The following is an 18,430-nucleotide window of genomic DNA, read 5'->3' on the forward strand; positions in this document are numbered from 1 at the left end:
TCATCAATCGGAAAAGCGCAGAATATCTTTCACCATGACCGGAAAAACAGATCAACTTCCCGCGCAGCGGCTGCGCCTGAACCTGCGCCAGCTCGAGGTGTTCGTGGCCACCGCGCGCGGTGGCAGCACGCGCGCCGCGGCCGACCGCATCGCGCGTTCGCAGTCGGCGGCCAGCAGCGCGCTGGCCGACTTGGAGGTGTCGGTCGGCGTGCTGCTGTTCGACCGCATCGGCCGGCGGCTGGTGCTCAACGAGAACGGCCGCGCCCTGCTGCCCAAGGCCCAGGGGCTGCTCGACCAGGCCGGTGAAGTGCAGGCCCTGTTCAGCGGCGAACATGCGGCGCCGCTGCGCGTGGCCGCGAGCTTCACCATCGGCGAGTACCTGCTGCCCGAGCGCATGACGCAGTGGATGGCGCTGCATCCGCAGAGCCAGGTGCACCTGCACATCGCCAACACGCGCGACGTGATCGAGGCCGTGGCGGGCTTCGACGTCGACGTCGGCTTCATCGAAGGGCCGCAGACGCACCCCGACCTGGTGGTACGCGCCTGGCGCAGCGACGAACTGGTGATCGTGGCCGCGCCGGGCCACGCGCTGGCGGGCCGCGTGGCCACGCACAGGCAGCTGTCGCAAGCGACCTGGGTGCTGCGGGAGCATGGTTCGGGCACGCGGCAGGTGACCGACGCGTGGCTGATCCAGAACCTCGAACAGGTGATCGTGGGCTTCGAGCTCGGGAGCACCGAGGCCATCAAGCGGGTGGTGGCCTCGGGCACCGCCCTGGCCTGCCTGTCGCGCTACACGGTGGCGCAGGCGCTGGAAGACGGGCACCTGGTCGAGCTGCGCACGCGCCTGCCCGCGGGCATGCGCAAGCTGGCCACGGTGATGCACCGCGACAAGCTGCTGGGGGGCGCGACGGCGGACTTTCTTCGCCACTGCGGCGCCAGCGTGCCGCGCGCGGCCACGGCGCGTTGAGTGATCAGCCCGCGCGCAGCACGCGCGCGGTGTGCCGGGCAATCACCGCTTCTTCGTCGGTGCGCAGCACCCACGCGCTGACAGGGCTTTCTGCTGTGGTGAGAAGGGCAGCGGCGCCGTCCTTGGCAGCCCCGTCGACATTCACGCCCAGCCACTCGCAATCTTCAAGAATGCGGCCCCGCAATAGCGCGTCGTTCTCGCCGATGCCGCCGGTGAACACGATGGCGTCTACACCGCGCAGCGCGGCCGCGAGGCTTCCCATGTGCTGCACGACCTGCTCGGCGAAATGGTCGATGGCTGCGGCCGCGGCAGGCTCGGCGGAGGCATGCAGCGCACGCATGTCGCTGGAAACGCCCGACAGGCCGAGCAGCCCCGACTCGCGGAACAGCAGCGTCTCGACCTCGTCGGCCGTCATGCCGCGCGAGCGCAGCAGGTACAGCACCACGGCCGCATCGATGTGGCCGCAGCGCGTGCCCATGGTCAGCCCGTCGAGCGGCGAGAACGTCATCGTCGTCGCGACCGAGCGGCCCTGCACCATGCCGCACATCGACGCACCGTTGCCCAGGTGCGCGACGATCACGCGCTTTTGCGCGAGCGCCGGCGCAAGGGCGGTGAACTGCGCAACGATCGATTCGTACGACAGCCCATGGAAGCCGTAGCGCCGCACGCCCGCGTCATGCAGGGCACGCGGCAACGCGAAGCGCCGGTTGACCTCGGGCTGCACCGCGTGGAAGGCCGTGTCGAAGCACGCCACCTGCGGCACGCCCTCGAACGCCTTCATTGCCGCACGCACGCCCGCGAGGTTGTGCGGCTGGTGCAGCGGCGCCAGCGGCTCGAGTTCGGCCAATGCGTCGAGCAACGCCGCATCGACGCGCACCGGCGCCACGAAGTCCGTGCCGCCGTGCACGATGCGGTGCCCCACCGCCGCGATGCGCCCGCTGCCGGCCTCGTGCGCATGCCATTCGAGCAGGGCGGCCAGCGCGCCCTGGTGCGAGGCCTGCGCGCCGTCCAGCGCCTCGTCGAGCAGCGGCTGCCCCTGCGCGTCGTGCACGCGCAGCCGCGCCTTCAGGCCCGCGCCCAGGCCGTCGGCCTGGCCCGACCAGCGTGCCGGCGGCAACGCGCCGTCGCTGCCCGGCTGCATCGCATCGAACAATGCGACCTTGATGGACGAGGAGCCCGCGTTCAGCGTCAGCAGCGAATCGGTCATGCGTTCAGACGTAGTCCTTGTACTTGTCGAGGAAGCGTACCGGCTTGGACAGCGCGTCGCGGCGGAACGGGTCGCCCAGCTCGCGGGTGCACATGATCTCGATGACGCAGGTCTTGCCTTCGTTCATCTGCATGTCGATGGCCTTCTTCAGCGCCGGGCCCACGTCTTCGATCTTGTCGACCACGATGCCTTCGGCGCCCATGGCCTTGGCGATGCCCGCGAAGCTTTCGCTTTCGAGCTCGCCGGCCACGAAGCGGCGGTTGTAGAAGTCGACCTGGTTCTTCTTCTCCGCGCCCCACTGGCGGTTGTGGAAGACCACGGCCGTCACCGGAATGTCATGGCGCACGGCCGTCATGATTTCCGACATGCTCATGCCCCAGGCGCCGTCGCCGGCATAGGCCACGGCCGGGCGGTCGGGCGCGGCGCACTTGGCGCCGATCATGGTGGGCAGCGAGTAGCCGCAGTTGCCGAAGCTCATCGGCGCGAAGAAGCTGCGCGGCTCCTCGAAGCGCAGGTAGCTGTTGGCAATGGCGTTGATGTTGCCGATGTCGGTGGACACCATCACGCGCGGGGGCATGGCCTTCTCGAGCTCGCGCAGCACCTGGCGCGGGTGCAGGTAGGTGCCGCCGGTGGGCGTCTTCTCGCCCTTGGCCTCTTCGATGGCGTCCAGGCTGTACTGGTCGCGCTCGTGGGTCCACTCGTCGAGTTCCTTTTCCCAGGCGGCCTTCTCGGCCTTGATTTTTTCCGCGCGCTCGGCCTTGGTGGCGTCGCACGCCAGCGTCTTGCCCTGCAGGCGCTTGAGCAGCTCCTTGGCGGTGGCCTTGGCGTCGCCGTGGATGCCCACGGTGATCTTCTTCACCAGCCCGAGGTTGGTGTGGTCGGCCTCGACCTGGATGATCTTCGCGTCCTTGGGCCAGTAGTCCATGCCGTGCTGCGGCAGCGTGCCGAAGGGGCCCATGCGCGAGCCGAGCGCCAGCACCACGTCGGCCTGCGCGATGAGCTTCATCGCGGCCTTGGAGCCCTGGTAGCCCAGCGGGCCGGCCGCCAGCGGATGGCTCGCGGGGAACGAGTCGTTGCGCAGGTAGCCGTTGGCCACCGGGGCGCCCAGGCGCTCGGCCAGCGCCTTGCACTCTTCCACGGCGTCGCCCATCACGACACCGCCGCCCGAAAGAATCACCGGGAACCTGGCCGAGGCCAGCAGTTCGACGGCCGCGTTCAGGCTGTTCTCCCCGCCCGCGCCGCGCTCCACGCGCATCGGCTTCGGGATCTCGGTGGTGAGCTCGCCGTAGAAGTAGTCGCGCGGAATGTTGAGCTGCGTCGGGCCCATCTCGGAGATGGCGCGGTCGAAGCAGCGCGCCGTGTACTCGGCCATGCGCTTGGGGTTGTTCACATGGCCCTGGTACTTGGTGAACTCCTGGAACATCGGCAGCTGGTTGGCCTCCTGGAAGCCGCCCAGGCCCATGCCCATGGTGCCGGTCTCGGGCGTGATCATCACGACCGGGCTGTGTGCCCAGTAGGCCGCCGCGATGGCCGTCACGCAGTTGCTGATGCCGGGGCCGTTCTGCCCGATCACCACGCCGTGGCGGCCCGACACGCGCGCATAGCCGTCGGCCATGTGCGCGCCGCCCTGCTCGTGCACCACCGGCACGAGGCGGATGCCGGCGGGCGCAAAGATGTCCATCGCGTCCATGAAGGCCGAGCCCATGATGCCGAAGATGTCGGTCACGCCGTTGGCGACCATGGTCTCGACGAAGGCCTCGGAGGGGGTCATCTTCTGCACGCCTGTGACGGCTTCTCGCGAGGCTCGAACAGGGGCGGCGGGTTGCTTCTGGCTCATGGAAGTCGTCTCCTGGTGGAATGGGGCGGTCGGGTTGAAACTTGAAAGTCGGAACTGCTTGTTCCGAAATTCGTTTCGGCGGAATATAGGACGCCACTGGCATCTCGTCAAACAATTTACAAAATTCGATACGCCACGTCTCTTTTTTTGTGAAAAGACTATGATCCGCGCCATGAAGATCGTCAAAGCGCTCCCGTCGGAGACCGTCGACGCCGCCGAACCCGCCGGCCTGGACGGCGACTCGCCCACCATGCGCCTGTTCGCGCTGCTCGAAGTCATGGCGGCCAAGGACCAGCGCCATTCGCTGCAAGGCCTGGTCGAGCAGACCGGCCTGCCCAAGCCCACGCTGCACCGCATGCTGCAGCAGCTCGAAGGCGCGGGCCTGCTGCAGCGCGAAGGCGACGGGCGCCACTACGGCATCGGCACGCGGCTGCGGCGGCTGGCCGAGAACCTGCTGCTCAACGACAGCCTGCACGGTGCGCGCCATACGGTGCTGCGTCAACTGGTGGAAGAAATCGGCGAAAGCTGCAACCTCACGGCGCTGTCGGGCAGCGAGGTGGTGTACCTCGACCGCGTGGAGACCGCCGCGCCGCTGCGCTTCTACCTGCACCCGGGCTCGCGCGTGCCGGTGCACTGCTCGGCCAGCGGCAAGATCTTTCTCTCGCAGATGGGCGCGGCGCAGCGCCGCCGCCTGCTCCAGAGCGCGCCGCTGGAAGCCTGCACGCCCCGCACCCTGACCGACCCCGACGCGCTCGAAAAGGAAGTGCAGCGCGTGCGCAAGGACGGCTACGCCATCGACCATGAAGAGTTCCTGCCCGGCCTGCTGTGCATCGCCACGCGGGTGCCGTCCGGCGACGACGCGCCCTCCAACCTGTGCATTGCCGTACAGGCGCCGGTGATGCGGCTCGACGCCGCCAAGGCGAAGGCGCTGCTGCCCGCACTGCAACGCGCAGCGCTTGCGCTCAGCCGCATCGGCACCGATGCGGCCGCCGAGCGCGCGCAGGCCTGACCTCTTCCACAGAATCCACAGAAAGCCCCCCGTGACCGATACCGCAGACCTCCGACCGGACCGAATGCTCAGCGTGCGCGAGGTGTTCGGCATCGACACCGACCTGCAGGTGCCCGCCTTCAGCCATCGCGAAGGACTCGGTGGCCTCGAAGACCACGTGCCCGAGGTCGACGCGGTCTACCGCTTCAACCCCGACGTGACGCTCGCCATCCTCGCGGGCTTCACGCGCGACCGGCGCGTGATGGTGCAGGGGCTGCACGGCACCGGCAAGTCGACGCACATCGAGCAGGTGGCCGCGCGGCTGAACTGGCCCTGCGTGCGCCTGAACCTCGACGGCCACATCAGCCGGCTCGACCTCGTCGGCAAGGACGCGGTGGTGCTGCGCGACGGCCAGCAGGTCACGCAGTTCCAGGAGGGCATCGTGCCCTGGGCGCTGCAGCGGCCCGTGGCGCTGATCTTCGACGAGTACGACGCGGGCCGGCCCGACGTGATGTTCGTCATCCAGCGCATCCTGGAGCGCGACGGCAAGTTCACGCTGATGGACCAGAACCGGGTGCTGCGCCCGCACGCGTTCTTCCGCCTGTTCGCCACGGCCAACACGGTGGGCCTGGGCAACCTCAACGGGCTTTACCACGGCGCGCAGCGCCTGAACCATGCGCAGATCGACCGCTGGAACATCGTCGCCTCGCTCAACTACCTGCCGGCCGCCGAAGAGATCGCGATCGTGCAGGCGCGCGTGCCGTCTTTGGCCGACGAGGCCGGCACCCGGCTGGTCGCCTCGATGGTCGCGGTGGCCGACCTCACCCGCAAGGGCTTTGCCGCGGGCGACCTGTCGACGCTGATGTCGCCGCGCACCGTCATCACCTGGGCCGAGAACGTCGAGATCTTCAAGGACCCGGCGCTGGCGTTTCGCCTGTCTTTCGTCAACAAGTGCGACGACGCCGAACGGCCCCTGGTCGCCGAGTATTTCCAGCGCTGCTTCGACCGCGAACTGCAGGAGTCGCACCAGCTGTCGGCGGGCGCGCGCGAATGAGCCAAGCGCCTGCATCGGCCAGCGCGATGCAGCGCAAGGTGCGGCAGGAAGAGCTGGTGGCCGAGCTGTGCGCGGGCGTGGTGCGCGCCTTCAGCGGCGAGCGCGACCTGCACTTTCGCGGTCGGCGGCTGCATCGGGGACGCGTGGCGCTCCCGTGGTTCGCACCGCACCTGCATCCGTCGCCAGACACCGACGACTTCGCATCGTTCCGCGGCGTGGCCGACGGCCTGGCGCTGCGGCTCACCGAATCGAACGCGGCGCTGCACGACAGCCTGCGGCCCGAAGAACCCGTCGAGCGCATGCTGTTCGAGATGCTCGAGCAGTTCCGCGCCGAGGCGATGGCGCCCGAGGTCATGGCCGGCATGCGCCGCAACCTGCGCCACCGGCATGAACAGTGGTCGCTGGCCTTCCATCACTCGGGGCTGACCGACACCGCGCGCGGCCTGTTGCTGTATGCCGTGGCACAGATCTGCCGCGCCCGCGTCAGCGGCCAGCAGGTGGTGGAGGCAACCGAAGACATGCTCGAAGCCACCCGCTTCGCGCTTGCGCCGCTGATTGGCCATGCGCTGGCAGGCCTTCGCCGCGACCGCACCGACCAGGCCGCCTATGCGGTGCACGCGCTGGCCATCGCACGCACCGTCGCCGCGATGCTGCACGAGGCCGGCGAAGAAAGCGCAGCCGCGCGCGACCCGCATGTGGACGACAAGCGCAGCGTGTTCAGCCTGGTCACGGACATGGACCGGGAGATCATCGAGCGCTTCACCACCGCGGAGTCGGGCCGCAGCACGGTGCTCGACGAGGCGGGCGGCAGCTACCGCGTGTTCACCAGTGCCTACGACCGCGAGCAGGACGCCGCCACGCTCGCGCGCAAGGACGTGCTGGCCGAGCACCGCGACAGGCTCGACCGCCGCATTGCCGCGCAGGGCGTGAACATCGCCCGCCTCGCGCGCGAACTGCGCACCCTGCTGGCCGAGCCCGAGCGCGACGGCTGGAGCGGCGGGCAGGAAGAAGGCCTGATCGACGGGCGCCGGCTCGCACAGCTCGTCGCCTCGCCCACCGAGCGGCGCCTGTTCCGCACGGAGCGCATGGAGCCGGTGGCCGATTGCATGGTCACTTTTCTCATCGACTGCTCGGGCTCGATGAAGGAGCACGCCGAGTCGGTGGCGATGATGGTCGACGTGTTCGCGCGCGCACTCGAACAGGCCGGCGTGACCAGCGAGGTGCTGGGCTTCACCACCGGCGCGTGGAACGGCGGACGCCCGCAACGCGAGTGGGTGCGCGCGGGCCGCCCGCCCCACCCCGGGCGCCTGAACGAACGCAGCCACCTCGTCTTCAAGGCCGCGGCCACGCCCTGGCGCCGCGCACGCCCGGCCATGGCCGCCTTGCTCAAGCCCGACCTGTTCCGCGAAGGCATCGACGGCGAGGCGCTCGACTGGGCCTGCACGCGGCTGCGCGCGCGCAGCGAGTCGCGCAAGCTGCTGCTGGTCATTTCAGACGGCTCCCCGATGGACAGCGCCACCCACCTGGCCAACGACGCGCACTACCTCGACCACCACCTGCGCGACGTGGTGGCGCGCCAGGAGCAGCGCGGCGACATCGCCATTGCCGGCATCGGCGTGGGCCTCGACCTGAGCCCGTACTACAGCCGCAGCCATGTGCTCGACCTCGCGGCCTCCAGCGGCAACACGATCTTTCGCGAAGTGATCGACCTCATGGCCGGGCGACACCGGCGCTGAAGCGTTTGGCACTGCATCCAGGTCCCTGGTTGACAAAGCGCCACCGACATTCCTACAGTGCGTTTCAAATCCAAGAACGCTGTTCCAACATTTGGAACGCCGGAGACAAATCCATGGACTCCACGCTTGCCAAGGGCCTGGCCGCCCTCGAATGGATGGCGCGCCAGCAGCGCGACTGCCGCGTCACAGACCTGGCCCAGGCCTTCGGCATGGCGCGCAGCAACGCGCACCGCACGTTGCAGACACTCGTCGAATGCGGCTGGGCCGTGCAAGACCCCGGCACCAGCGCCTACGGTCCCAGCCTCAAGCTCTTCGAACTGGGCGCATTGGTCGGCGAGGCCGCCGATGTGGGGGCCCTGCTTCGACCGCACCTGGCCGCGCTGGCGCAGGCCACGGGCGAGACCATCCACCTGGCCGTGCTCGACGGCGCCGACATCGTCTACCTCGACAAGTTCGACAGCCCCCTGCCCGTGGCCGCGTACTCACGCGTCGGCGGCCGGGCCCCGGCGTACTGCGTGGCCTCGGGCAAGGCGCTGCTGGCGGCCGCGTCGCTCGATGCCGCCGCGCTGCGGCAACGCCTCGGGGCGCTGGTGGCACACACCGGGAACAGCATCACCGACGTCGATGCCCTTCTTCTGGAACTGGCGCGCACACGCACACGCGGCTATGCGGAGAACCGCGAGGAATGGCGCCTGGGCGTATGCGGCCTCGGGGCGCCGGTGTTCAACGCACGCGGCGAAGCGATCGCGGCCGTGGGCATGAGCGTGCCGTCGATCCGCTTCGCACGCACGCAGGCGCGCCTGCTGGCCGGGCGCCTCACGGCCTGCGCGCGCGACGCCAGCGTCACGCTGGGCTACCGCGCGCGTGCGGCGGCAGGCCCCGTGGCTGACACCCCGAAGAAAAGGAGACTCGAATGACGCTGTTCTTCACCTCCCGCCTGCGCCCCCTGCTGTGGGCGGCGGCCGCGATCCCGGCGCTGCTGACGCCCCATTCTTCGCACGCCGACACCGGCGCCGACTACCCCACCAAACCGATCCGCCTGGTGGTGCCCTACCCGCCCGGTGGCGGCACCGACGTCATCGCGCGCATCGTGCAGGAGCGCTTCCAGACGCTGCTGGGCCAGCCGGTGCTCATCGACAACCGCGGCGGCGCGGCCGGCTCCATCGGCACCGAGCTGGTCGCCAAGTCGGCGCCCGACGGCTACACGGTGCTGTTCACGCTGTCGTCGCACACCATCAACCCGGCCATCTACAACAAGCTGGGCTTCGACACCGCGAAAGACTTCGCACCGGTCGCCATGGTCGCTTCGCTGCCGCAGATCCTGGTGGCCAACATGCAGTTTCCGGCCGGCACGGTGGCCGAGCTGGTGGCCATGGCCAAGGCCAAGCCCGACAGCATTTCCTTCGCCTCGGTCGGCAACGGCTCGCCCGGGCACCTGGCCGGCGAGCTGCTGAAGCTGCGCACCGGCACGCAGATGACGCACATTCCCTACCGCGGCGGCGGCCCCGCAGTGACCGACGTGATGGGCGGGCAGGTGCCGCTGCTGTGGGTGTCCATTCCCGCCGCGGCGCAGTTCGTGAAGGCCGGCAAGCTGAAGGCGCTCGCGGTGTCGACCACCCGGCGCAGCGCGGCCTTCCCCGACGTGCCCACCATGCAGGAGGCCGGCATTGCCGACTTCGACGTCGACTCCTGGTACGCCGTGTTCGTGCCCGCGAAGACGCCGCAACCCGCCATCGACAAGCTCAACCGCGTGATCAACACCGTGGTGAAGGAACCCGACATCCGCGACAAGCTGCTGGCCCAGGGCAGCGAAGGCGTCGGCGGCACGCCCGAACAGCTGGGCAAGGTCGTCACCACCGAACTCGTGCGCTGGCAAAAGCTGGCGAAAGAGGCCAGCATCAAAGTCGATTGACCGACACGGACAGACGCCATGGAACATTCGAATCCCTCCCCCATCGCCGAACTCGTGGCGCGCGCGCGCGCCGCACAGCGCATCTACGAAACCTGGTCGCAGGCGCAGGTCGACACCGCCGTGGTCGCGGCCGGCTGGGCCATCGTCGAGCCGGCGCGCAACCGCGAACTGGCCGAGCTGGCCGTGGCCGACACCGGCGTGGGCAACGTCGAGGACAAGGTGCGCAAGAACCACCGCAAGACCTTCGGCTTGCTGCGCGACCTGCACGGGGCGCGCTCGGTCGGCGTGATTGCAGAATACCCGGCACGCGGCATCGTCGAGATCGCGCGGCCCGTGGGCGTGGTCTGCGCCATCACGCCTTCGACCAACCCCGGCGCCACGCCGGCCAACAAGATCATCAACGCGCTCAAAGGGCGCAACGCGGTCATCGTGGCGCCTTCGCCGAAGGGCTGGTCGACGGCGGCGCGGCTCATCGGGTTCATCCACGCGCAGTTCGACCGCATCGGCGCGCCGCGCGACCTGGTGCAGTTGCTGCCCTCGCCTGTCAACAAGCAATCGACCGCCGAGCTGATGCGGCTGTGCGACCTGGTGGTGGCCACCGGCTCGCAAGCCAACGTGCGCGCGGCCTATGCGAGCGGCACCCCGGCCTTCGGCGTGGGCGCGGGCAACGTGGCCGGCATCGTCGACGAAACGGCCGACGTGGCGGCCGCGGCAGACCGCATCGTGCGCTCCAAGACCTTCGACAACGCGACCAGCTGCTCGTCGGAGAACAGCCTGGTCATCGTCGATGCGGTGCGCGCGCAGATGCTCGCCGCGCTGAAGGACCGGGGCGCAGTGATGCTCGCCGCCCCGCAGAAAGCCACGCTGCAGGCACTGATGTGGCCGGAAGGAAAACTCTCGCCCGCCGTCATCGGCCAGTCGGCACGCGCCATCGCCGAACGCGCGGCGGCGCTCGACGGGGCCAACCGCGCGGCGTGGCAGGCCATTGCCGAGGCCGACCCGCGCATCCTCATGGTGGCCGAAGACGGCGTGGGCCACGACCATCCGTTCTCCGGCGAGAAGCTCAGCCCGGTGCTCGCGGTGTACGCCGCGCCCGACTTCGCGCACGCCATGGCGACCGTCGCGCGCATCTACGCCTACGAAGGCGCCGGCCACTCGGTGGGCCTGCACAGCGCGGTGCCCGAACGCGCGCTCACGCTCGGGCTCACGCTGCCGGTGGCTCGCGTGATCGTCGACCAGGCGCACTGCATCGCCACCGGCGGCAGCTTCGACAACGGCCTGCCGTTCTCGCTGTCGATGGGCTGCGGCACCTGGGGCAAGAACAACTTCTCGGACAACATGAACTACCGCCACTACCTGAACATCACGCGCGTGTCGCGGTCGATTCCGGAGGTGGTGCCGACCGAGGAGCAGATCTTCGGCGCGTTCTTCGCCGCGCACGGCGCCGACTGAGCATGGCGGCGCCGGCCCTCACCGTTCATGCGCTGATCGAGCAGCAGGCGCTTCGCCAGCCGCACGCGGTGTATGCGCGCGCCACCGAGTCGGAGCGGCATCTCGGCTACGGTGAGCTCGCGCGCGCGTGCCGCCGCGTTGCCGCGGTGCTGGAGGGGCATGGCATGCAGGCGGGAGACACCGTCTCGGTCGTCATGCCCAACGGCCTGCAGACGCTGCGGGTGCTGCTGGGTGCGATGCACGGCGGCTTCTGCGTGAACCCCGTCAACCTGCTGTCGCAGCCCGAGCAGATGCGCTACGTGCTCGCGCATTCCGACTGCCGCGTGGTCTGCGTCGCGCCCGAATGGGAAGCGCGCGTGCGCGAGATCGTGCACGGCTTCGGCCGGCCGGTGAAGGTGATCGTGGCCGACCCCGAAGGCAATGCCTTGCCGGACGAAGAAGAAATGGCGCAGGCGGCGTCGCCGCCTTCTCCCGACGCCGTCGCGTTGCTGATGTACACCTCGGGCACCACCGGCATGCCAAAGGGCGTGATGCTCACGCAGCGCAACCTCGCGGCCAATGCGCACGCCATCAGCGCCGAGCACGCGCTGCAGCCGTCGGACCGGGTGCTCGCGGTGCTGCCGCTGTATCACATCAACGCCTTTGCGGTGACCATGCTCGCGCCGCTGGCGCACGGCGGCAGCCTGGCGATGCCGCCGAGGTTCTCGGCCGGCCGCTTCTGGGCGCAGGCCACGCGCGCGCAGTGCAGCTGGATCAACGTGGTGCCCACCATGATCTCGTACCTGCTCGAAGGTGCGAAGCCGCCGCTGGCGCAGACGCTGGGCATCCGCTTCTGCCGCTCGGCCTCGGCCGCGCTGCCGCCCGAGCACCATCGCGCCTTCGAGCAGATGTTCGGCATCGGCATCGTCGAAACCATGGGGCTCACCGAAACGGCCGCGCCCTCTTTCTCGAACCCGATGGACCCGGCCGCGCGCAAGCTCGGCTCGGTGGGCCGCGCCTCGGGCTGCATGGCCGGCGTGGTCGACGCGAAGCTGGCGGCCGTGCCCGACGGCGTGACCGGCGAGCTCGTGATCCGCGGGCCCCAGGTGATGCTGGGCTACTACAAGAACGAGCCAGCCACCCGCGCTGCCTTCACGCCCGACGGCTGGCTGCGCACCGGCGACCTGGGCCACCGCGACGCGGACGGTTTTTTCTTCGTCACCGGCCGCATCAAGGAACTGATCATCAAGGGCGGCGAGAACATCGCGCCGCGCGAGATCGACGAGGCGCTGCTGCGCCACCCCGCCGTGCGCGAAGCCGCCGCCGTGGGTGTGCCCGACCGCCACTACGGCCAGGAGATCGGCGTGTGCATCGTGCTGCGCGAAGGCTGCGCCTGCACCGAGGAAGAGCTGCGCGAGTTCAGCGCCGCCGCGCTCGGCCGCTACAAGGCGCCCGGCCACTACCGCTTCGTGCGCGACCTGCCGCGCGGGCCTTCCGGAAAGGTGCAGCGCCTGAAGCTGCTGCCGCTGTTCGAGGCATGACGACGGCCGAACTGCTGGTGCCGCCACTGGCCCCGGCCACGCTGGCCTACAGCCTGTGCGTGGTATTCGCGGCCGGCATCGTGCGCGGCTTCGCGGGCTTCGGCTTCTCGGCCATCACGGTGGCCGGCATGTCGCTGGTGGTGTCGCCCGCGCTGGTGGTGCCCGCAATCTTCATGCTGGAGATTCTTGCGAGCCTGAGCCAGCTGCGCGGCATTGCGCGCGACATCGACATGCCGTGGCTGAGCTGGCTGATGCTGGGCAACTTGGTCTGCATTCCGCTGGGCGTGGCGCTGCTCGCCTGGCTGCCCGAGACGCCGCTGCGCCTGCTGATCGGTGTGCTGCTGATGGCGGCCGCGCTGCTGCTGCGGGCGGGCGCGCACCTCACGCTGGTGCCAACGCGCGGCGTGCGGCTGGCCGCGGGCCTGGCGTCGGGGTTCATCAACGGCGTGGCGGCCATCGGCGGCATTGCGATCGCGGTGCTGCTGAGCACCGCGAAGATGGCGCCCGCGGCATTGCGCGCCACGCTCATTGCGCTGCTGCTGTTCAGCGACGTGGTGTCGCTGGTTTGCGCGGCGCTCATGCCCTCGCCGGCGCATGCCTCCGGCAACCTCATCGGGCCGGACACGCTCAAGTGGGCGCTGTGGCTCGCACCGGCAATGCTCGCGGGCATCTGGTACGGGCAGCGCTCGTTCAAGGGTGTGTCGCCGGCGCAGTTCAGGCGGCATGTGCTGAACCTGCTGATCGCGCTGGCGACGTTCAGCGTGGTGCGCGCGCTGGCCATCGGGTGGGCTTGAGCCCCTGCGCCGGCCCCGAGCCGAGCGCCGGTCCGCTCAGGGGGCCATTGCCCCCGCATCGAAAGCCGCGCTGTAGGTCTTCCAGTCTTTCTCGACCTGTGCGGCGCATTCGTGGGCGGCCCCGAGCAGGTCCTTGCGCCACGACTTGGCCGAGCCCCCGAAATCGACCAGCGCGTCGGCAACGGCCGATCCCTGCCGGCCCGCGCTGCGCAGCTGCGCCCACGCCACGAGCTGCCCCATCTCGCCAATCACGCCGCGAATCTGCGCAAGGCTGTTGCGGCGGGCATCGAGGCTCACCCGGTCTTCGCTCGGCTGCAGGCCGCGCAGCACATACGAAGCAGACGTAGCCTTGGCCCCCACGATGGGGTGCAGGAATGCCATCGATGCCGCCTGCATGCGCTGCTGCAGTCCCACCACGCGGTGTGCCTGCGACGGCCACGCGGGCTGCTTCAGCGCGAGGTGCGGCGCCAGCGAAGACGGCAGCGCCTGCTTCAGGTCGAGCAGGTAGTTGCCGTCGGGCGAGCCCTTGCCTTCGACCAGCACGATGTAGCGCTCGACCCCCAGGCTGCCGGTGCCCGCGATGCGCCGCGCCACGTCGAGCACCTTGAAGAAGCCGGGCTTGTCCTGCGAGGCCGCGAAGGCGTCGATGAGCGCCGTTGCCTTCGCACGCGCGTCGTCGCTCACGCTCAGCGCGTGCTCGCCGTCGCAGCGAATGACACGGCCGCGCCCCTTCCTGTCGGTGCGCCGGTCGAGAAAGGCCGGCCGCGTGCGCGCCTTGAGGGTGTCCAGCAGTTGCCCGATCAGCCCGTCCGCGGTGTCGCGCTCCACCCAGCGGGCCTTGCCGGGCACCAGCGCGGCCGCATAGGCATCGAGGAAGGTCTTGCACAAGGCATCGGCGTCGCCGGCCGCGCACAGGCTGTCGCCCGCCACCAGGATGCTCGACAGGAAGCGCACCAGCTCCCAGGTGACGGGCGCCAGCGCAGCCTCGTCGAAGTCGTTGAGGTCGAAGTACACGAGCCGGTTGTCGCCCTTGTAGCTGCCGAAGTTCTCCAGGTGCGCGTCGCCGCAGAGCCAGCCCGCCGGCGCCTTGGCGAAGAGCGCATCGTTCGGCAGGCGGTCGTAGAAGAGATGGCAGGTGCCCCGCAGGAACACGAAGGCGTTGCTGCGCAGGTTGGCGTACTTCATCGCCAAGCGCTCGGGGTCGCGGCCTGCGTTGAAGTTGCGGATGGCGTCGACGACTTTCGGCATGGGCTCCTTGCGTCGCACGCGCACGGCGCGCAGTGCGTGGTTGGGGGATTGTGGGCCACGACGGTGCCGGGTACGGCCCGTCCGGCCCGGCTTGACGGCGCAAGCCTACAAGTTGCGGCGCGGGGACGCCCTAGATTGCCCCATCCTTACCGTTACGCCGCCCCAAGAAACCATGCCCGAAGAACGCAACCCTGATCTGGCCGCCTGGATCGCCGCAGAGACGGCCGCCTACTCTGCCATTCATGCGCTCCACCAGCGAACGCAAGGCGGGCGCTTCGCGCCGCCGGACCACCGCATCGAACAGATCGCCCGGTTGCGCAAGGAAGCCGACGTTCGTTTTGCCAGCCTGTGGGGCGCCCTTGGCGCATCCGTTCAAGCCTGCGAGCCTGCTTCTGCGACGCGATCCGCGCATGCCACCCCGGCCATGTCTCCCGCAGCTCGCGCTCGACGTTCCGAAGGCCTGAGGGCCGCGGCAAGCCACCCGACGTCAGCCCCGTAAAGGGAAGCTTCTACTGGGGCGAAGCGACGTCTTTTCGCCCCGCATTCACCCTGTATATTCGCCCGGCCATCAAGGCATGAGGGCGCTGCCCGCCACGCGAAAAATGCGGCGCACGGCAGCGCCGTATCCAAAAAATTCAGGGTGAATCACATGCAGAAAAACACCGGCAGGCTCGCTGCCTTTCTTCCCGCGCTCCCGTTGATCGTTGCGGCCTCCCTGTGGCACGGCAACGCGCAGGCCGACAACGCCGCGCCCGTGCTGAGCTACGGCAAGCTCGTCGAGGCGTACAAGGCCAACCCCAAGGAGGCGGCGGCAAAGTACACGCAGAAGCGCCTGGCATTCAGCGGCCGCGTGATGCGCATGGGCAGCAGCGCGGACACCACCTATTTCGGCGCGGTGGCCGACGACGGCGCGCAGTTCGACACGCAGTTCGCAGTGAGCGACCAGGAGGCCCTGAAGCCGAAGTTCAAGGACCAGAAGCTGACCCCGTTCCAGCCATCGTCGAGCATCGTGTTCGACTGCCTCAACGAAGGCTTCCTGGCCACCGCCATGGTGCCTTCGCCCAAGCTCACGCAGTGCCGCCTGGTGAAGTAGCCGCCTTCGCGGGCAGCCGGCGCGGCGCGGCTGCTCAGAGCAGCGTGCTCATCTTGCCCGCGGCGGTCTTCAATGCATCGATGCGCGTCAAGGCGTCGGCCATCGACATGCGCGCCGTCGGCGCATGCACCGCCAGCGCGGCGCGCACCGCGCCTTCGGCGTCCCGCACGGGAACGGCCACCGCCACCAGCCCGGCAATGAACTCCTCGCGGTCGCACGCGTAGCCGCCCTTCGCGATGGCCTCGCATTCGGCGCGCAACGCATCGGCCGTCGTCATCGTGTTGGCTGTCATGCGCTCCAGCGGCAGGCGGTCGACGAGCGCGTCGCGCTCTTTCTTCGGCATCAGCGCCAGGAACAGCTTGCCGCTGGCCGTGCAGTGCAACGGCACGTGCGAGCCCACGTCCAGCGTGAGGCGCAGCGGCCATTGCGCCTCGACGCGGTCGAGGTAGAGCACCCCTGCGCCGTCGAGCGTGGTGAGGTTGCAGGTTTCTCCCACCTCGCGCACCAGTTCCGACAGCACCTCGTGCCGCAGGCCGCGCACCACGCCGTGGTTGAGCGTGTCGAAGGCCAGCTTGCGCAGCGCCGGGCCGACGCTGAAGGAGCGCTCGTCTACGTCGCGCGCCAGGAAGCCGGTGGCCAGAAGCTGTGTGCAGATGCGGTGCGCGGTGCCCTTGGGCAGGCCGAGTTGCGCGGCCAGTTCGGCCAGCGTGAGGGCGCGGCCTTCGTTGGCCAGCAACGCCAGCAGGCGCAGGCTGCGCTCGGCGGAAGAACCGGAACCGGGCTCCGGCTCCACGGGGGACATCACGGCGGCAGCGGCTCTCGCGGGACGGGGCATGCGGGTAAACCTTAAAAGTGGAACATTGCGTTCCGAAAATCATTGGCCTAGGATGCGGCCGAGCCCTTCGATTGTTCCACTCCCTCAACACAGGATCCCTCCGGACCTCGCCGAATGCCTGACCAAGAGTTCGACTACATCGTCGTCGGCGCCGGCTCCGCCGGCTGCGTGCTGGCCGCCCGGCTCAGCGAAGATCCGGCCGTGCGCGTGCTGCTGCTCGAAGCCGGTCCGGCCGACCGCTCGCTGTGGATCCACCTGCCCATCGGCTACGGCAAGACGATGTGGAGCCCCACCTACAACTGGCGCTTCGAAACCGACCCCGACCCCAACATGAACGGCCGGCGCATCTACTGGCCGCGCGGCAAGACGCTGGGCGGCTCGAGCGCCATCAACGGGCTGATCTACATCCGCGGCCAGCGCGAGGACTACGACCACTGGGCCGCGCTCGGCAACGCCGGCTGGGGCTACGACGACGTGCTGCCCTACTTCATCAAGTCCGAGGGCAACCAGCGCGGCGGCGACGCCTTCCATGGCGGGAGCGGGCCGCTGAAGGTGTCCGACATCGCCGCGAAGCACGAGCTGATCGAGGCCTTCATCGGCGGCGCCGAACAGACCGGCGTGCCCCGCACCCGCGACTTCAACGGCGCCGCACAGGAAGGCGCGGGCTACTACCAGCTGACCACGCACAAGGGCTGGCGCTGCAGCACGGCCACGGCCTACCTGACGCCGGCCGTGAAGCGCCGTCCCAACCTGCGCATCGAGACCGAGGCGCTGGCCGGCAAGCTGGTGTTCGAAGGCAGGCGCGCCGCCGGCGTCACCTACCGCCAAGGCGGCGAACTCAAGGCCGCGCGCTGCCGCGCCGAGGTGCTGCTCGCGGCCGGCTCGATCCAGTCGCCGCAACTGCTGCAGCTCTCGGGCATCGGGCCGCGCGCGCTGCTCGAGCGCGTGGGTGTTGCGCCGGTCCACGACCTGCCCGGGGTAGGCGAGAACCTGCAGGACCACCTGCAGATCCGCCTGGGCTACGAGTGCGCCAAGCCCATCACCACCAACGACCAGCTCAACTCCTGGTTCGGCCAGATGGGCATGGGCATGGAATGGCTGCTGCACCGCACCGGCCCGCTGGCCGTGGGCATCAACCAGGGCGGCTGCTTCATGCGCGCGCTGAAAGGCGCCGACGGCAAGCCCGTGGCGGCCACGCCCGACATCCAGTTCCACGTGGCCACGCTCTCGGCCGACATGGCCGGCGGCAAGGTGCATCCGTACTCGGGCTTCACCATGTCGGTGTGCCAGCTGCGGCCGGAGTCGCGCGGGCACGTGCGCATTCGCTCGCTCGACGTGGCCGAGCCGCCCGAGATGCAGCCCAACTACCTGGCCACCGCGCTCGACCGCGCGACCACCGTGGCCGGCGTGAAGGCGGCCCGCGCCATCGCCGATGCACCCGCGATGCGGCCCTACGTGAAGCGCGAGGTCAAGCCCGGCCCCGCCGCGGCCAGCGACGAAGACCTGCTCGAGTTCTGCCGCAACAACGGCGCCACCATCTTCCACCCCACCGGCACCTGCCGCATGGGCAGCGATCCGCTCGCCGTGGTCGACGCGCGCCTGCGCGTGCACGGCATCGCGGGCCTGCGCGTGATCGACTGCTCGGCCATGCCCACGCTGGTGTCGGGCAACACCAACGCCCCCGCCGTGATGATGGCCGAGAAGGCCGTCGACCTGATCAGGGAGGACGCCAGGCAATAACAGCACCCGAAGGCCCGAAGAGGCCATTCAGACAACAACGCATTGGA

16 protein-coding genes are annotated in these 18,430 nt (G+C 69.5%); 12 read left to right on the forward strand and 4 right to left on the reverse strand.

Translation table 11 applies throughout. From position 1 onward, the window contains the following. The first annotated feature begins 34 nt into the window (after window positions 1–34). Window positions 35–967 carry a LysR family transcriptional regulator gene (locus AC0IYU_RS08900; RefSeq protein ID WP_472115383.1) on the forward strand — a complete coding sequence of 311 codons (933 nt, stop codon included), beginning with the start codon at window positions 35–37 and terminating at the stop codon, window positions 965–967. A gap of 4 nt (window positions 968–971) precedes the next feature. On the opposite strand, the gene AC0IYU_RS08905 is transcribed toward AC0IYU_RS08900, so the two are convergent. Beyond that, window positions 972–2,174 (reverse strand): acetate/propionate family kinase, encoded by a 1,203-nt coding sequence (locus AC0IYU_RS08905; RefSeq protein ID WP_472115386.1) that lies wholly within the window; start codon window positions 2,172–2,174, stop codon window positions 972–974. A gap of 4 nt (window positions 2,175–2,178) precedes the next feature. Next, window positions 2,179–4,011, reverse strand: coding sequence for a sulfoacetaldehyde acetyltransferase (xsc, locus tag AC0IYU_RS08910; RefSeq protein ID WP_472115389.1), 1,833 nt, complete (start codon window positions 4,009–4,011; stop codon window positions 2,179–2,181). A gap of 160 nt (window positions 4,012–4,171) precedes the next feature. On the opposite strand from xsc, the gene AC0IYU_RS08915 reads away from it, so the two are divergent. The 8 genes from AC0IYU_RS08915 to AC0IYU_RS08950 all read left to right on the forward strand — a co-directional run bounded on the left by AC0IYU_RS08915 (window position 4,172) and on the right by AC0IYU_RS08950 (window position 13,467). Continuing rightward, a complete protein-coding gene (locus AC0IYU_RS08915) occupies window positions 4,172–5,020 on the forward strand; it encodes an IclR family transcriptional regulator (protein WP_472115391.1) in 849 nt (282 codons plus the stop codon). Between the two features lie 31 nt (window positions 5,021–5,051). Beyond that, window positions 5,052–6,053, forward strand: coding sequence for an AAA family ATPase (locus AC0IYU_RS08920; RefSeq protein ID WP_472115394.1), 1,002 nt, complete (start codon window positions 5,052–5,054; stop codon window positions 6,051–6,053). After that, on the forward strand, window positions 6,050–7,789 hold the full coding sequence (locus tag AC0IYU_RS08925) for a cobaltochelatase CobT-related protein (protein WP_472115398.1): 1,740 nt from the start codon (window positions 6,050–6,052) through the stop codon (window positions 7,787–7,789). The genes AC0IYU_RS08920 and AC0IYU_RS08925 overlap by 4 nt, the downstream gene beginning before the upstream one ends. A gap of 113 nt (window positions 7,790–7,902) precedes the next feature. Next, window positions 7,903–8,706 (forward strand): IclR family transcriptional regulator, encoded by an 804-nt coding sequence (locus tag AC0IYU_RS08930; protein WP_472115401.1) that lies wholly within the window; start codon window positions 7,903–7,905, stop codon window positions 8,704–8,706. Continuing rightward, window positions 8,703–9,701 (forward strand): tripartite tricarboxylate transporter substrate binding protein, encoded by a 999-nt coding sequence (locus tag AC0IYU_RS08935; protein ID WP_472115404.1) that lies wholly within the window; start codon window positions 8,703–8,705, stop codon window positions 9,699–9,701. Before AC0IYU_RS08930 ends, AC0IYU_RS08935 begins: the two co-directional genes overlap by 4 nt. 18 nt (window positions 9,702–9,719) lie before the next feature. Next, window positions 9,720–11,153, forward strand: a complete 1,434-nt coding sequence (gene sauS, locus AC0IYU_RS08940; RefSeq protein WP_472115407.1) for an acylating sulfoacetaldehyde dehydrogenase — start codon at window positions 9,720–9,722, stop codon at window positions 11,151–11,153. A 2-nt stretch (window positions 11,154–11,155) separates the two neighbouring features. Next, window positions 11,156–12,673, forward strand: a complete 1,518-nt coding sequence (locus AC0IYU_RS08945) for an AMP-binding protein (protein WP_472115411.1) — start codon at window positions 11,156–11,158, stop codon at window positions 12,671–12,673. Further along, on the forward strand, window positions 12,670–13,467 hold the full coding sequence (locus tag AC0IYU_RS08950) for a sulfite exporter TauE/SafE family protein (protein ID WP_472115414.1): 798 nt from the start codon (window positions 12,670–12,672) through the stop codon (window positions 13,465–13,467). The genes AC0IYU_RS08945 and AC0IYU_RS08950 overlap by 4 nt, the downstream gene beginning before the upstream one ends. A gap of 36 nt (window positions 13,468–13,503) precedes the next feature. Here AC0IYU_RS08950 and AC0IYU_RS08955 read toward each other — a convergent pair whose 3' ends face one another. After that, window positions 13,504–14,715 (reverse strand): DUF2252 domain-containing protein, encoded by a 1,212-nt coding sequence (locus tag AC0IYU_RS08955; RefSeq protein ID WP_472115417.1) that lies wholly within the window; start codon window positions 14,713–14,715, stop codon window positions 13,504–13,506. Between the two features lie 172 nt (window positions 14,716–14,887). On the opposite strand from AC0IYU_RS08955, the gene AC0IYU_RS08960 reads away from it, so the two are divergent. After that, the gene (locus tag AC0IYU_RS08960; RefSeq protein WP_472115420.1) at window positions 14,888–15,214 is read left to right on the forward strand and encodes a hypothetical protein; all 327 of its coding nucleotides are present in this window, start codon (window positions 14,888–14,890) and stop codon (window positions 15,212–15,214) included. A gap of 150 nt (window positions 15,215–15,364) precedes the next feature. Next, window positions 15,365–15,808 carry a hypothetical protein gene (locus AC0IYU_RS08965; RefSeq protein ID WP_472115423.1) on the forward strand — a complete coding sequence of 148 codons (444 nt, stop codon included), beginning with the start codon at window positions 15,365–15,367 and terminating at the stop codon, window positions 15,806–15,808. 34 nt (window positions 15,809–15,842) lie between these two features. Here the strand turns inward: AC0IYU_RS08965 and AC0IYU_RS08970 are convergent, their stop codons facing one another. Next, window positions 15,843–16,643: an IclR family transcriptional regulator gene (locus AC0IYU_RS08970; RefSeq protein WP_472115426.1), complete on the reverse strand. Its 801-nt coding sequence runs from the start codon at window positions 16,641–16,643 to the stop codon at window positions 15,843–15,845. 114 nt (window positions 16,644–16,757) lie between these two features. Between AC0IYU_RS08970 and AC0IYU_RS08975 the strand changes: the two genes are divergently transcribed. Then, window positions 16,758–18,383: a GMC family oxidoreductase gene (locus tag AC0IYU_RS08975; protein WP_472115429.1), complete on the forward strand. Its 1,626-nt coding sequence runs from the start codon at window positions 16,758–16,760 to the stop codon at window positions 18,381–18,383. The last annotated feature ends 47 nt before the right edge of the window (window positions 18,384–18,430 follow it).

Source organism: Variovorax sp. AC103 (genome assembly GCF_979254005.1).